Genomic DNA, 15,048 nt, shown 5'->3' on the forward strand with positions numbered 1-15,048 from the left:
TTTAGAAGCATAAGTTTTAAAAGCAGACATTTTTAGCAGCAGAGTGAAGAGAAGACCATGACAGCACAGAACGACAATGAACAAGCGCAAATCAAGGCCGAACGCCACAAGGCTCGCCAACAAAAAGTGAAAGCCGGTGTAGATGCTAAAATTGCCGCCGCCCAAGAAGAGAAGGGCATTTTGCTGGTATTAACCGGTAACGGCAAAGGTAAATCGACCTCAGGTTTTGGCACGGTTGCCCGCGCCGTCGGTCACGGTAAAAAAGCCGCGGTTGTGCAATTTATCAAAGGCACCTGGGAGTGCGGTGAGCGTAACTTACTCGAAGGCGCCGGAGTTGAGTTTCATGTGATGGGCACAGGTTTTACCTGGGAAACCCAAGATAAAGAAAAGGATACCGCCGCCGCTGTACTTGCTTGGGAAGCCGCTGAAAAGCTGCTGCAAGATGAGTCGATTGACTGCTTGATGCTGGATGAGCTGACCTACATGGTGAGCTATCACTATCTGGATGTGGAACGTGTGCTTAGCGCACTTAAAAATCGTCCACCGATGCAGCATGTGATTATCACGGGCCGTGCTTGCCACCGTGCCATCATCGAATTAGCCGATACTGTGAGCGAAGTGCAGCCGCTGAAACACGCCTTCGAAGCGGGTATCAAGGCACAGCAAGGTTTTGATTACTAATCGAACTTGGTAAAAGTCGGCGCATAAGCGACTATCTGTTATTGGCTGGCAGCTAGGCCTTTAGCCACTACTAGCCGTTAGTCACTAACCGTTTAGCGTTCAAAGTGTTCTCAAGGATGATCCTATGAATAAGCGTATCGTGATTTGTGCCGATGGGACTTGGAATCGGCCCGAGAAAGATCTTAAGGTCGATTTCCCAACCAATGTGCTGCGCCTCGCGCGGGCCATCAGCCCATTGGCCAGTGACGGCAAACCCCAGCAAGTGTTTTACGATTGGGGTGTCGGTTCCTATTACGATGAAGCCATGGGCGGCGCAACAGGGCGCGGTTTGCATAAAAACATCATGGATGGGTATCGCTACATAGTGCAAAACTATTCTCCCGGCGATGAGATTTACCTCTTTGGCTTTAGTCGCGGTGCTTACACTGTGCGTTGCCTGTGTGGCTTAATTAATAACTGCGGCATACTCAAACGCCCCGATGCGGCATTGATTCAGCAAGCCTTCGACCACTATAAAAAAAGCAGTGCGCCTTTTGCCCCTGACGGCGAAAAATCCCTAGAATTTAGAGCTAGATACAGCCATGAATCGCGGGACATCAAGTTTGTTGGCGTGTGGGATACCGTTGGCGCTATGGGGATTCCTATCTCGTTTTTAGGTTTGTTCGAAGATAAAGATGAGTTTTACGACACTAAAATCGGCCGCAATGTGCGCGTTGCCCGCCATGCCTTAGCCATAGACGAACACCGCAGCGATTTTGAGCCCACCATCTGGCAACTGCGCGACAATATGGATATGCAACAGGTGTGGTTTGCCGGTGCCCATAGCAATATTGGCGGCAGTTATAAACCCGATAAAGACGGCGCATTGCTGTCGGACAATGCGCTGCTGTGGATGATATCTGAGGCGCAGAAATTTGATTTAAGCCTAGAGCCACACTTAGCCGCGAGTGTGCATCCGAGTCCGTTAGCGACCTTGCATGATTCGAGGCGCAGCTTTTATCGGATAAAGCAGGAATATTTACGGCCACTCGATCCTGCATTAGTCCCAGTGCTTTTGCATCATTCGGTGAAGGCCCGCTGGGATCAAGATCCTAGCTATCGCCCCAAGAATCTACAAACCTATATCGAACACTATGGCTGGCCAGAGCAGCTAGTTTAATTCTTTAAAAATTAAGGCATATCATGATTAAGCGACACTTAGCTGGACTCGTTTTTGGGCTCAGCTTGTTTCTTCCCCACGGCGTGTTGGCCGATCCCGCTAAACGCATTATTGCGCTCTCGCCCCACGCGGTAGAAATGCTCTACGCCATAGGCGCGGGTGATGCCATAGTGGCCGCAACCGATTATGCGGATTATCCCGAGGCAGCCAAAAAAATCCCGCGTATTGGCGGTTACTATGGCATTCAAATGGAGCGGGTGATGGAGCTTAATCCCGATCTGATTGTGGTGTGGGATACGGGCAATAAAGCCGAAGATATCAATCAACTTAAGGCTCTGGGTTTTAACCTTTATGGTAGCGATCCCAAAACCTTAGAAGGGGTTGCCAAGGAACTGGAAGAGCTAGGTAAATTAACTGGCCATGTTGAAGAGGCGAGCAAGGCCGCTGCTGCGTATCGCGCCGAACTTATCCGTTTACGGACTGATAATGCCAGTAAATCAGAGCCTAAAGTGTTTTATCAACTCTGGTCTACGCCCTTGATGACGGTTTCTAAAAACAGTTGGATCCAACAAATCATCAGTGTCTGCCATGGCCAAAATGTGTTTTACGATGCCGCCAGTGATTACCCGCAGGTGAGTTTAGAAAATGTGTTGCTGACCTTGCCCGAGGTGATTTTGCAAAGCCAAGAGGAAGGCAATGTTAAAGGTGTCGATTGGAGCCAATGGCCCGAAATTCCCGCCGTTAAAAATCAGCATATTTATCAGCTTAACGCCGATTTATTACACCGTGCGACGCCCAGAGCCTTACTCGGCGTTCAAGCCTTATGTGATGCCTTGGATAAAGCGCGTTAAATAAAAACGCCTGACAGATTATTCCGTCAGGCGTTTAGTCCGATGTCGCTATTGTTTAAGGAGTTAGAAAGGTGCGTTTATATCGACCACATCAATCAGCTTGTGGTTTACAAACTCTTTCAACCCTAAATCAATCAACTCGCGGCCATAACCTGAGCGGCGCACGCCACCAAAGGGCAAATCGGCCTTGACCATAGTCGGATGATTAACAAACATCATGCCAGTGGAAACCTGCTTAGCGACCGCCAGCCCGCGTTTAGTATCGGCGGTAAACACTGAGCCACCCAGTCCAAAGGGTGAGTCATTGGCGACGGCAATCGCTGCTTGCTCATCCTTCACTTTGTGGATACTGGACACAGGACCGAAGAATTCCCAATAGTAGGCGGGGTTATCTGGCGTCAGGTTTGTCAGTATTGTTGGCTGCACAAAGGCGCCTTGCTGCGGCACTTTTGGCCCCACTTCGGTCGCGGTTGCGCCGTGTTTCACGGCATCACGGATTTTCTGCTTCAACTCATCGGCGGCGCCTTGGGAAGACAGCGGTGCCAGCGTGGTGGTGGGATCCATAGGATCGCCCGCTTTTAACGCTTCGATTCCTTTGATATAGCCTTGCATAAATTCATCGTAAATGGCTTCAACTAAGATCATCCGCTTAGATGAGGTGCAGACCTGACCCGCATTCCAATGACGACCAAATACAGCCCAGTCGATGGTTTTGGGGAGCTCGGCGTCTTCAAGTACGATAAAAGCATCAGCGCCACCCAGTTCGAGGGTGGACTTTTTCAGCGCCTTACCGGCCTGAGCCGCAATGTGCGATCCCGCATCTTCTGAGCCTGTGAGGGCGACCCCATGCACTTTGGGTGAGTTGATGATCTGCCCTATTTGTTCTCGGGTGGCGTACAGGTTTTGGAATGCGCCTGCGGGTAATCCGGCATCGCGCATTAGACCTTCAAAAGCGGCGGCGCACTGGGGCACATTGGACGCATGCTTGAGCAGTAGGGTATTACCGGCAGCAAGCTGCGGCGCGAGGATGCGAGCAATTTGGTAGTAGGGAAAGTTCCAAGGTTCGATGGCCAGCAATACGCCCAGCGGCTCGTTAACCAGTATCGCCTCACCTTCGGCGGGATCGGCTACGGGCAGTTTTTGCGGAGCTAACAATCGCTCGGCATGTTCGGCGTAGTATTCGAAAATTTGCGCCGACAGTTCGACCTCTGCCTCAGCTTCTGCGGTGACTTTGCCCATTTCTAAGGTCAGCAATTTAGCGTAAGCGGGCTTGCTGTCTCTGAGGATGTGAGCGGCTTTAGTGAGTACAGCGGCCTTGTCGGAAAAAGGCGTGGTTCGCCAGCTTAAAAATGCCAGATGGGCGGATTCTATCGCCTGCGTGACTTCGGTATCTGTTGCATTTGGAAATTCTTTAACTAGCTCTCCCGTAAAGGGATTGATCGTTGCATAAGCCATATGTTCCTCCAAGCGTTCAACGAATAGAGAGTAAATGCCAACTCTTGGCATTGAGGGTGGAAATATCGTGTCTGTTGTCATCTCCCTTGCCATCTTGCTGACCATAGCGGTGAGGCAAGGGAGTTATTGATGAGCTTTAAACCGCAAGCTTTTTATAGCGTTCAGCCATTGCATTGGCGGCAATCATGGCTTGATAGACATCGTCGGCAGTTAACTGCATCGGCATATTGCCCATAGTGTCGCCCTCTGCGCAGGCAATCTCAGCCACTTTGCGCCACTCTGCTTCGACAAAGGTTTTTAGCCCCAAATCGGCGAGCGTGAGCGGCAGTCCCGCGGTTTTGATGATGTGAATGACGTTATCGATTTCGGCTTTGGGGGCATTTTCGAGTACTAGCTGGGTGAGTAAGCCAAATACCACTTTCTCGCCGTGCTGGGCTTTATGTAGGTCAGCTACCGCCGACATACCATTGTTCACAGCATGGGCTGCGGCTAATCCGCCCGCTTCGGCCCCGACACCACTGAGATAAATCGTCGCTTCAATGGTTTGCTCAAGTGCGGGAGTGACTATCTTGTTTCTCACCGCATCCATAGCGGCTTCAACATTTTCAGTCAGTAGTTGATAGCAAAGCTGCGCTAATCCCAGCCCTGTGCGGGAAGGTTTTTTCAATACGAGATTGACGCCATCGGATTGATAACAGGCGCGGGCTTCAAAGTAAGTGGCCAGTGCATCGCCTATGCCTGCTGCAAAAAATCGGGCGGGAGCCGCAGCGATAATGGCTGTGTCGGCCACAACAGCATCAGGATTTTGTGGCAGAAACAGATAGCGCTCAAACTCACCGGTTTCGGAATAGATCACGGCAAGTGCCGTACATGGCGCATCGGTTGAAGCAATGGTTGGGTAGAGCACCACTGGCCGTTTTTGATAGAAGGCGACGGCTTTGGCGGCATCTAAGGTTTTACCCCCGCCAACTCCAACAATTACATTGGTATGATGCTGCTCTGCCAGTGCACCTAAGCGCTTTATCTCGGCTTCGCTGCACTCATAGTTGAATTTTTCGAGATGGCTGCTGATCCCATTTTGATCCAGCCCTGCGACCGCTTCATTCTCAACTCGGTTGAGGATAAATTCATCGCAGATGATAAAAGCATTGTCACCAAAGTCCTTAACATAATCATGCATTTGAGCTAATAAGCCCTTGCCGATAATGAATTTTTTAGGGGAAGTGACGGTACGCGGAACGACAGTGCTCATAGAGCCTCCTTTGCACTTATGACGGTTATCCTTTCATGCTTACCCTAGCATACGCTTAATTTATCGTCACAGCATGAGTGGTGGTAATATTTTTATTATGAAGCGTAAATTACTACTTTAGTGCTTAATTATTAGATTAAAAATGTGGTTTATTATTTTATTGTTCGAGTTAAATGCTTGTTTGTTTTTTTCTGGTTTAAGGCAGCGGTGAGGGCTCAGAGAGCGAGGCGAACTCAGTTGGTGAAGAGATGTAAGGCATCTAAGAAACTGATGAAAGCTAAAACTGGATTGTGTGAATAGCGGAAACACCTGCTGTGGAAACACAGCATAGTCATTAATTTAATGGGAATTTATTACCTCAAACCCGCCCTAAGCCTTGCTCGCTGTTCATGCTTTATGTGATGCTCTGTACTGTCGTTAATTTGTGTCCTCGCTAGATGAAATCGTTAGTTGAGATAAAAGATATGTAATCAAGGAGTGAAGATGACAGAGCAAAATGCGTTAGGGCAAGAAGCCAGTAAAGACACATTAATATTCCTCTGTGGCAAAATGGGCGCAGGTAAATCAACGCCTGTGGTTTCGAAGCATTTTTACTGATTGCGGCGCAGCCCATAAACTTATTTACCTTAACCACAGCGATGCGCTTTGTTTGAGCCAACTCGATAAACGCAGACAAAGTCACCCTGAGCGCGCTATGTTCGATACCGAGGCGATGTTCTGGCATGTGAGCGGTTATTTTCAGCCGCCGGCTCTGGATGAAGGCTTTGATCTTGAGGTGATTGAAAGCTAAGTGATTGAAAAATTGATTGAAAGCCAAGCGATTGAAAGCCAAGTGACTGAAAGCTTAGTTACTGAAGCAAGTGACAGAATAAAAACAATAGGGAATATCATGTATCAAGTGCTTGAAGACGTTGCCTCAGCCAATGATTTTATCCGTTTACGGCAGATTTCGGGGTTAAGCCCCAGACCATTGGAGGGCGCCATTAAGGCCTTACCTAGGAGTTTATATGGCGTGCAGATAAAGCTTGCCGATCAAACTGTGGGTATGGGACGTGTGGTTGGCGACGGCGCACTGAACTTTGAAATTGTCGATATTGCGGTCGATCCTGAACACCAAGGCAAAGGTTTAGGACGGCTGATTATGCAGCACATTATGGCCTATCTTGACCGTGAGGCTTTTGAGGGTGCGTATATTACCCTGATGGCCGATGTGCCTGAACTCTATGAAAAGTTTGGTTTTAAATTCAGTCGCCCCGCAAGTGAAGGCATGTATATAGTGAAATAACGCTGTTAACCCATACACTTTTAACTAAAATTCTCGTAGCGGCACTCGCAACAGGACTCGACGCTGTAGAGCTTAAACAGCAGTACTCGCAGTAGCAGAGCTAAAGCAGCAGAGCTTGAATAACAGAACTCGAACAACAATCAAAGGAAGCTTAACCTATGAATACTTTACTTATTTGCCTATTTGTCGCCATGTTATTGCCGTATCTGGCGAAAGGCCCCGTCGCTTGGGCGATGGCCAAGGCGGGCGGTTATGACAATAATCATCCCCGCGCCCAGCAAGCACAGCTAACCGGTTTTGGTGCTCGCGCCTTGGCGGGGCATCAAAATGCCTTCGAGTCCCTGTTAGTGTTTGGTCTGGCGGTATTAGTGGTTATCGCCACGGGCAAAGTGAACCCCACCGCAGAGTGGCTGGCAATTACCCATGTCGCCGCCCGCTTTGTGTATCACATCCTATACCTTGCCAATAAAGGCACCCTACGATCCCTCTCATGGTTTGTCGCTATCTTCAGTGCCTTCGGGATTTTCTTTCAAGCTTTTTAATGCTGGGTATTAAAGGACTTGGGCGAGTTTTTTGATATTTTCCCGCAGCTCATCGGGCGTATGGGCAGCATAACCCAGTAAGATCGCTTGCCTTGGGTAGGGCGCTTGGCAATACCGAGACAAAGGCTGCGCCCCCAAGCTGAGCTGGCGGCATTTGTTGATCACTTCGTCTTCGGTCAAGTCGCCTTTTAGCCAACACACGAGGTGAATACCTGAATCTGAGGTCTGAACTGACAATTTGTTTGGCAGATACTGCTCAATTGCAGTGATTAACGCCGTTTGGCGCGCTAAACAAGCTTTTCGCACTCGCCGTACATGCCGCGCGTAATGTCCCTCTGCGATAAACAGCGCCAATGTGGCTTGTTCGAGGTAAGTCGTATGCGAGTCGGCGTAATGTTTGGCAAGGTTAAAGGCGTCCACCAGTTTAGGCGGAACGACGAGAAAGCCGAGTCGTAGCTCTGGTAATAACATCTTGGAAAAGGTGCCTGCGTAGATCACCCGCTGTTGTTTATCGAGTCCCTGCAATGCCTGTATCGGGCGGGCGCTATAACGAAACTCGCTATTATAGTCATCTTCTAAAATCCACTTATTCTGCTCAGCGGCCCAATCGAGTAAGGCTAATCGCCGTGGCAGACTCAAAGTTCCGCCGAGGGGGAACTGATGCGAAGGTGCGGTAAAAGCCAGTTTCACCGAGGGCCATTGCTGTATCGCCTCGGCTATCTTTGTGCCTTCATCATCAAGGCTAACTGGGCGGACTTGCAGATTTTGCGAGAGAAAAGCGCCTAAGGCGCCATCGTATCCGGGTTCATCGAGCCAGACTTCATCTCCCTGTTGTAGCAGTACCTGTGCCGTGAGATTAATGGCTTGCTGAGTGCCATTGACTATGATGATTTGCTCGGGCGTGCAATTTAGCCCTCGGGTTGAACGGGCATAGTCGCTGATCGCTTCGCGCAATGGTAAATGCCCAGCACTATGGCTATGTTTCCCCTGCGTTTTACGCGATTGTCGCCAGACTCTACCTAACAGGCGGCCCCAAAGTTGGTGTGGGAAAAGATCAACACATCCCACGCCAATGTTGAACATGCTGTGGCGGGTATTTCCCTTGTCCCTCAGTCGCGCCATCTCCAGCAACTGTGGATTGAGTTCCAATGCAGAATCAAAGGCTTGAACGCTGACATCACTGCGGTTTGGGATATCGATCAGTTCGTCGGGAATCGTATCAGACACATAGGTGCCCGAACCTGGCTTAGTCAGCAAGTAGCCTTCATCAATCAGGCGATCAAACCCTTGCAGTACTGAGTTCCGCGAAATCTGCATGGTTTCCGATAAGGCTCTGCTGGAGGGCAGCTTCATTCTAGGATGCAAGCGTCCATCGAGAATGGCCTCTCTAAATGCCTGGTAAAGCTGGTCTTTGAGGGTGCCATCTTTGAGTTGCAAGTGAGGGAAGTTGGATTGTGATTTTTTCATTAGCCAAACTGGTACTGTAAAAAATACAAAAAGTGTACCTTATGTGGTACCGCAATTGAATCTAGAATCCGGTTTCAGCAAATCTGATGACTATATTCATTTCCAAGGAGCGAGCCTATGTCCAACCCACCACCAACCGTAACCATTGAACAGGTTAAAGAAACAGACTTTTCACTCTGGTTACCACACTGGCGTGATTACCAGACCTTTTACAAAGTGGCACTTTCGGAAGCGATCACCCAAACCACTTGGCGTCGGTTTTTTGATAGTCAAGAACCGCTTTATTGCGCCGTTGCGAGGGAGGGCGAAAACCTGCTTGGTTTTGTGCACTTTGTGTTTCATCGTTCCACTTGGGCGGAAACTGAGTACTGCTACCTTGAAGATCTGTTTGTCGCCCCAGCGGCGAGGGGCAAGCTTGTCGGTAAGCAACTGATTGAGTTTGTTCAGCAAGCGGCGAATGAGCGAGACTGTGCACGCTTGTATTGGCATACACATGAGACGAATCACACAGCGCAAAAACTCTATGATTGGATTGGCGGTAAGTCGGGCATGATTGAGTATCAAATGTCACTCTAGCTAGCTGCTTCGGCATCTGTCAGATTTTTGTTACTTGAACCCTAACCGAAAGTACATTATGTTATTGTTTTACAAAGCATAGTCTGATTTGTTATCTCTTTAGCATGGGAATTGAAATGGATTTATTTAATTCTGGGTTCGGTTTTTTTGTAAGTACGGCAATTGTTGCTGGGCTTAGTGCTTTTGGGGGCGCTTACTTAAAAGAATATGCTAAGTTTCAGCTGTTAGAGGAGAAACAAGCTCAAATACTTGAACATCAAGCAAAGCTTGTTTCCCAGACTGAGCAAATTAAGTCAGAGTTTGACTTTGTTAAATTAGCTCTACAGCATCAATCTTGGATAGATGAGCAACGATGGCAATTTCGAAAAGATTTGTTCTTAGAATTAATTGAAATCTTGTTAGAGGCAAGGGAAAACGCATTGCATATCGATGCTCTCGTATTGGAAGCTCATAAACTTGCGCACAGCCTGACATCTGGTGATGAAGAACCCTCTGTTGAAGTGGAAAACCTAGCAGAAAACATTATGAGTGATGCCTATTCAAAAGCTGAAGAAATTATAGCCGATAGGTTAACTCTACTAAGTGAAAGGTTAAAAATCTTACTGAATCAAAAAGGTATTTTATTTCTTAGTAACGAAGCTATTCATTCAATTAGCTTATTTATAAATTCGCATAGAGTTTGGGAGGAAGAAGAATTAAAAGACTTTGCCTCAAAAGTGCAACGTGGTGAACTTTCTTATGATGATAGACCTGCTACTGGGTACGACGACTATTTATTCCATTATTCTTCAGCCGCGACTAAGTCTTATAGGAATATTATCAATATTGCCAAATCTGATTTACAAATTTGATAATGAGAGGGCGTGAGGCTGTTCATCATTCTATGTATGAATTACTGACCATGCTAAAGCTATAGGAATGCAGACATTCTCTGCGAAGTTGTCGATATATGGAGATAAAAATGCCTTGGCGACATCATGGATGATGGCGCAGGTTCGGGGCTCATGGATGTGCCATCTGAGCAGTTAGGTGACTTTTACTGGGCGTATGATACTGGTTACTAAGGTGTTTACGGAGATATGAGTCATTTAGCTACAGACATACTTAAGTGTTGGCGAAATTCATCACTTGCATGTAAGTGACCGTTGGCGGCATGGATGCCGTCGTCGAGCCCTCAGGGACGAGTTTATGGCGTGTCACTGGAATGAAAGTGATTAATTCTATGCATAAAAGATAAAGCACTAATCACTCATAAAGAGGGGATTGCTGTTAATTCTCTCTTGGTCGACTCTTGATTAACAAATCAGGGGTGAAGCCCCACGACGTTGATTTTAAAAACAATAATAAAAACCAATCAGTTGGTTGCAAAACTCCACATGGCTTGAATCAACCCATCATTAACTTCAAACACCACCATCACCTCAAAGGGTTCATCTCTAATCCCGCTGATGCGTTCGTGATCGACGACTTTATTGCCCACCGCCATACGGCTGACTATTTCGGCATGGAGATTGGGCAGGTTAAAGCGTTCATTCTGATAGAAGTCACTAAAAGCGGCTTTACCTTGGAGGACGGGCGCTGTTGCGGGTGGACGATAGATGCATACATCATCACTAAACTGGGCGACAAACGTAGTGAGATCGCGCTGGTTGTAGGCTTCAAGCTGGGCTTGCACTAAGGCTTCGGGTGTCGCTATTTTTGCGGTTAAATTGCTCAAGGATTATTCCTTACTGAAATGAATTAGCTCGAAATGCATTACTGTGTAGGGAGGGAAAGATCGCTTGCCGTCGCGCTTACGCTCATCGCCATGACTACTTTCTTTTCCTCTAGTATTTTCTCAGTTAAGTACACTATTCCAACAGCTTAAGCTGTGTTTGTCCCCATTGTGTGGCGAAAGGCATTGCCTCCTGCGGACTCAGGACAAACTCCTGTTCGCATCCATCGCCGCGGGGTGTTTCCCAGAATTTGATGGTCTTTGCCTCAAGGGTGAGCTGATAATATCCCGAGCCGTCTGATGAGGGGCATTCAGGATCTAACTCTTTACCTGCAAACAATTTTTCCCTTAATGCTTGGGGTAAAGGATGGCTCATACCATCGAGCATGCTTTGCGGTTTGGTGTCGGCGAAAAACCATTGCCACGGGTGGAAAGGTTTGCCGTCGGTAAGGGAGAAACTGACAAACTCTTGATTGATGCCATTGGCGCCATAGCCTGCCGCCCAGCGATATAGGCGCACACTGAGCCAATGCTGATTTATAAAAATCGGCTCGGCAAAGGTTTCGTCAGTCACAAAACTGCCCATTTGTGCCAGCATTCTGCGGCGAGTGTCAAAGGTTTGTGCTAGTTGGGCTTCATCGGTGAGCTTATGTTCAAGCCATTGATTAATTGCCAAGATACCCGTTTGTGGGCCTTTAAATTCAATACCCACATCAGTGCCAAACGTCAGCGGGCGATACTCAATATTCTCATAGTTTTGCCATTTCCCTCGGCTGAGTTTTGGCCTTGTTTCTAGTGGCAGGTTAAAGGCATCGGCGCCGCAATCTTCTACACCATCTGGGCTGATTGCTCGCTCAAGTTGCACGGGTAACGATTTACTCGCGCTATCTTTAAACCAATGGCCGCTCAGTTTTTGTGGCGTGATAGTATCATGCTGCCAGTTTCCCGTGTTGCCTTCTTCTTTCCACAGTTCATCTTGCTGCTCGAGCCTTATCGGCGTTAAGTAGCGTTGATAGTAATAACTGCCTGTTCCATATTGATTAAAGCAGACTCTGACTTTGCTTTTGCCTAATTGTCCCTGCCAGATCCCCGTCAGTTCATTGGCCGCAAAGGAATGTAATGGGAGCGTAGAAGCAAGCAACAGGCTTGAGGATAAAACCGAGAATAACATCCTTGTTTGCATACATATTTTCTCTTAAAAGGTAATAAGTTGGATTGAAAATCAAAATGAACCTAGGGTGTAAAAAAAGTCGCCCGTAGGCGACTTGATGTTAAAGACTTATGGCTTACTCAACCTGCCAATCAATGGCTTCGCCTGCACGAATCGGCACTACGTTAGTGTCGCCCAGCGGGTAAGTTGCAGGGACATTCCATGGTTTTTTCACTAGCGTGATCGTGTCGGCATTGCGTGGCAGATTGTAAAAATCTGGGCCATTGAAGCTGGCGAACGCTTCGAGTTTATCCAGCGCATTCACCGATTCGAAGGCTTCGGCATACAGCTCAATTGCGGCATGGGCCGTGTACGAACCCGCGCAGCCACAGGCGGCTTCTTTCTTATCTTTAGCGTGGGGCGCCGAATCTGTGCCTAAGAAGAACTTCTTGCTACCGCTTGCTGCAGCGGCCAATAACGCCTGCTGGTGGGTATTGCGTTTTAAAATCGGTAGGCAGTAAAAATGTGGGCGAATACCGCCAGCCAGCATGTGGTTGCGGTTATACAGCAAATGGTGGGCTGTAATAGTCGCGGCCACATTATCAGAGGCTTGGGTGACAAAATCGACCGCATCTTTAGTGGTGATATGTTCAAGCACGATTTTAAGTTCTGGGAAATCGGTAACGATTTTGCTGAGGATATTTTCGATAAAGACGCGCTCGCGGTCGAAAATATCAATCGATGAATCCGTGACTTCACCGTGCACTAAAAACAACATACCGACTTCTTGCATGGCTTCGAGGGCTGGGTAGATGTTCTTCAAATCGGTTACGCCTGAATCCGAGTTGGTCGTCGCGCCCGCAGGGTAGAGTTTCGCGGCGACAATTTTACCCGAAGCTTTGGCTTTACGGATTTCATCTGGGCTGGTTTTGTCAGTTAAATACAACACCATCAAAGGTTCGAACTGTGAGCCCGCTGGCACCTGCGCTTTAATGCGGTCGTAATAAGTCAGTGCGGTTTCGGTATCGATAGCGGGGGGCACTAAGTTTGGCATCACGATGGCGCGGCCCATATAGCGGCTGATGTCGCGCACGGTATCTTTAAGCTGGGCGCCGTCTCTTAAATGAATATGCCAGTCGTCTGGGCGAGTGATTGTTATTGTGGTCATAGGGTTTGGTCTTTTGATCGTTTTTGCTGCGAGGGTGGCAGGATCTTATGTGGCAAGGATTTTACTGTAAAGGGAAACTCGGTGGTTTCGGCCAATAAATCTGTTAGGACATGTAATTGAAGCGCTTAGCTGCATGGCTCGCACTAGGTCATCTTTTTTAACATCGGACACTTTTGATTAATCTGCTGCGGACACTTTTCGATTTAACTCCCAGTGTCCGCGGACACTTTTATCAGTAATATCAAGTTAACATTTTGAATAATAATGTTTTTAACTATTTGGCATAGGCTTTGCTTTCTCTGTGGTATAGATTTCCAATAGTGTCCGTTGATTGCGTTCCGGCACTGATGATTCCGACAGGGAAGCGAGTAAAGCCATGATTAAAGATACTAGCGGCCAAGATACCGTACTTGTGCCATCGACCACTAAACGTCTTAAGTTACCTCTGTTGATCGGCGGTTGCGCCTTATTAGTCAGCGCCTTAGTGTGGGCGAGCTTGGGCGCAGATAACGTGAGTAAATCCTTAAGCCGCAGCGACATCACCACGGCAACACTCTTTGTTGGAACCTTAACCCGCGATGTAGCGACCACAGGTAAAATCGTGGCGGCGAATGCGCCTATTTTGTATAGCACTGAGGAAGGCACAGTCACTCTGCTGAGTAATCCTGGTGATAGCGTTAATAAAGGCGATGTGGTTGCCAAGCTTGATAGCCCAAGATTAACCAATCAGCTAGAGCAGGCTAAATCGATTTTGGCAGGAATGCAGAGTGCCTTAGAGCGTGCCAAGTTGGACGCGAGACGCGATCAACTGCAAGTGAATCAAACCTTAGACATGGCCGCGGTGGATTTAGAAGCCGCAGACAGGGAGCGCCGCCGGGGTGAGTTATTAATTACAAATAAGCTGATCAGTGAAATCGATTACGAGAAAGGTAAGGACGATTTACACAAGGCTAAGCTTAAATTTGCCCATGCCGAGCAGGAAGTGGCGCTAACAAAAGACACGCTCACCTTCGAAATTAAAAATAAAGCCTTAGAGGTCGAGCGCCAAACCCTTGCCGTGCATGAACTCGAACGCCAAGTTGAAGCCTTGAATATCAGAGCACCCGTGGGCGGCATTATTGGCAACTGGATCACAGAGCAGAAAACCCGCCTTAGTGCCAATCAACCGATTCTAACCGTTGTGGACTTAAGTGCCTATGAGGCCGAACTTGCGGTGCCAGAGTCCTACGCCGACGATTTAGGTTTGGGCATGGAAGTTGAGCTGAGTTTCGGCAGCGTGAAGTTAATGGGCAAGTTATCGTCCATCTCCCCCGAAGTGCGTAACCGTGAAGTGACCGCAAGGGTGCAGTTCGTTCAAGATAACAGCTTGAAACTGCGTCAGAACCAACGTATCTCTGCCCGAGTTTTACTGGAGCACAGACCCGATGTACTAATGGTGAAACGCGGCGCCTTTATGACTAGCGGTGGTGGCAATGAGGCTTACCAAATTGAAGGCGATTTAGCCAGCCGCCGCGAGATCAAACTCGGCAGTACCAGCATGAGCCAAGTCGAAGTACTCGAAGGCGGCAAAGCCGGAGATGAGTGGGTGATATCCAGCGTCGAACCTTTTAATCAAGCAGAACAGGTCAGGATTCATTGATGACCGATATTCGTAAATTACTAAATAACCAATCTGATGAATATAACGGCGCAGCGATCAAGGTGAATGACGAAACCTGCTGCGACATGGACAAGAATAGGAGCCGAAT

Annotated in this window: 15 protein-coding genes; 9 read left to right on the forward strand and 6 right to left on the reverse strand. The window is 48.0% G+C overall.

Going from position 1 to position 15,048, the window contains the following annotated elements:
* Nucleotides 1–57: 57 nt before the first annotated feature.
* The 3 genes from cobO (at nucleotide 58) to NE536_RS05740 (ending at nucleotide 2,691) form a co-directional block, all read left to right on the forward strand.
* Nucleotides 58–681, forward strand: coding sequence for a cob(I)yrinic acid a,c-diamide adenosyltransferase (gene cobO / locus NE536_RS05730; protein WP_006085878.1), 624 nt, complete (start codon nucleotides 58–60; stop codon nucleotides 679–681).
* Between the two features lie 124 nt (nucleotides 682–805).
* A complete protein-coding gene (locus NE536_RS05735) occupies nucleotides 806–1,840 on the forward strand; it encodes a DUF2235 domain-containing protein (protein ID WP_261272082.1) in 1,035 nt (344 codons plus the stop codon).
* A 23-nt stretch (nucleotides 1,841–1,863) separates the two neighbouring features.
* Complete coding sequence (locus NE536_RS05740) at nucleotides 1,864–2,691, forward strand: cobalamin-binding protein (RefSeq protein WP_261272083.1); 828 nt, start codon at nucleotides 1,864–1,866, stop codon at nucleotides 2,689–2,691.
* Between the two features lie 63 nt (nucleotides 2,692–2,754).
* Here the strand turns inward: NE536_RS05740 and NE536_RS05745 are convergent, their stop codons facing one another.
* Both NE536_RS05745 and NE536_RS05750 read right to left on the reverse strand, forming a co-directional pair.
* On the reverse strand, nucleotides 2,755–4,146 hold the full coding sequence (locus tag NE536_RS05745) for an NAD-dependent succinate-semialdehyde dehydrogenase (protein WP_261272084.1): 1,392 nt from the start codon (nucleotides 4,144–4,146) through the stop codon (nucleotides 2,755–2,757).
* A gap of 136 nt (nucleotides 4,147–4,282) precedes the next feature.
* Nucleotides 4,283–5,398 carry a glycerol dehydrogenase gene (locus tag NE536_RS05750; protein ID WP_261272085.1) on the reverse strand — a complete coding sequence of 372 codons (1,116 nt, stop codon included), beginning with the start codon at nucleotides 5,396–5,398 and terminating at the stop codon, nucleotides 4,283–4,285.
* Between the two features lie 649 nt (nucleotides 5,399–6,047).
* Between NE536_RS05750 and NE536_RS05755 the strand changes: the two genes are divergently transcribed.
* The 3 genes from NE536_RS05755 (at nucleotide 6,048) to NE536_RS05765 (ending at nucleotide 7,225) form a co-directional block, all read left to right on the forward strand.
* A complete protein-coding gene (locus tag NE536_RS05755; protein WP_261272086.1) occupies nucleotides 6,048–6,188 on the forward strand; it encodes a hypothetical protein in 141 nt (46 codons plus the stop codon).
* A 99-nt stretch (nucleotides 6,189–6,287) separates the two neighbouring features.
* Entirely contained in the window at nucleotides 6,288–6,683 is a 396-nt protein-coding gene (locus tag NE536_RS05760; RefSeq protein WP_071940158.1) for a GNAT family N-acetyltransferase, read from the forward strand.
* Nucleotides 6,684–6,841: 158 nt separating this feature from the next.
* Entirely contained in the window at nucleotides 6,842–7,225 is a 384-nt protein-coding gene (locus NE536_RS05765) for an MAPEG family protein (RefSeq protein WP_006085871.1), read from the forward strand.
* A gap of 9 nt (nucleotides 7,226–7,234) precedes the next feature.
* Here the strand turns inward: NE536_RS05765 and pdxR are convergent, their stop codons facing one another.
* Nucleotides 7,235–8,692, reverse strand: coding sequence for a MocR-like pyridoxine biosynthesis transcription factor PdxR (pdxR, locus tag NE536_RS05770; protein WP_261272087.1), 1,458 nt, complete (start codon nucleotides 8,690–8,692; stop codon nucleotides 7,235–7,237).
* A gap of 117 nt (nucleotides 8,693–8,809) precedes the next feature.
* Here pdxR and NE536_RS05775 point away from each other — a divergent pair, with 117 nt between their 5' ends.
* Both NE536_RS05775 and NE536_RS05780 read left to right on the forward strand, forming a co-directional pair.
* Nucleotides 8,810–9,268, forward strand: a complete 459-nt coding sequence (locus NE536_RS05775) for a GNAT family N-acetyltransferase (RefSeq protein ID WP_259574496.1) — start codon at nucleotides 8,810–8,812, stop codon at nucleotides 9,266–9,268.
* Between the two features lie 116 nt (nucleotides 9,269–9,384).
* A complete protein-coding gene (locus NE536_RS05780; RefSeq protein ID WP_261272088.1) occupies nucleotides 9,385–10,119 on the forward strand; it encodes a hypothetical protein in 735 nt (244 codons plus the stop codon).
* Nucleotides 10,120–10,622: 503 nt separating this feature from the next.
* Here the strand turns inward: NE536_RS05780 and NE536_RS05785 are convergent.
* From NE536_RS05785 to pyrC, 3 genes are all read right to left on the reverse strand, one after another.
* Complete coding sequence (locus NE536_RS05785) at nucleotides 10,623–10,985, reverse strand: nuclear transport factor 2 family protein (RefSeq protein ID WP_261272089.1); 363 nt, start codon at nucleotides 10,983–10,985, stop codon at nucleotides 10,623–10,625.
* Nucleotides 10,986–11,118: 133 nt separating this feature from the next.
* Complete coding sequence (locus NE536_RS05790; RefSeq protein ID WP_261272090.1) at nucleotides 11,119–12,165, reverse strand: hypothetical protein; 1,047 nt, start codon at nucleotides 12,163–12,165, stop codon at nucleotides 11,119–11,121.
* 103 nt (nucleotides 12,166–12,268) lie between these two features.
* The gene (gene pyrC / locus NE536_RS05795; protein ID WP_261272091.1) at nucleotides 12,269–13,300 is read right to left on the reverse strand and encodes a dihydroorotase; all 1,032 of its coding nucleotides are present in this window, start codon (nucleotides 13,298–13,300) and stop codon (nucleotides 12,269–12,271) included.
* A 376-nt stretch (nucleotides 13,301–13,676) separates the two neighbouring features.
* On the opposite strand from pyrC, the gene NE536_RS05800 reads away from it, so the two are divergent.
* Nucleotides 13,677–14,939 (forward strand): efflux RND transporter periplasmic adaptor subunit, encoded by a 1,263-nt coding sequence (locus NE536_RS05800; protein ID WP_220592169.1) that lies wholly within the window; start codon nucleotides 13,677–13,679, stop codon nucleotides 14,937–14,939.
* Nucleotides 14,940–15,048 lie beyond the last annotated feature (109 nt).

Source organism: Shewanella septentrionalis (assembly GCF_025370265.1).
Lineage (GTDB): Bacteria > Pseudomonadota > Gammaproteobacteria > Enterobacterales > Shewanellaceae > Shewanella > Shewanella hafniensis.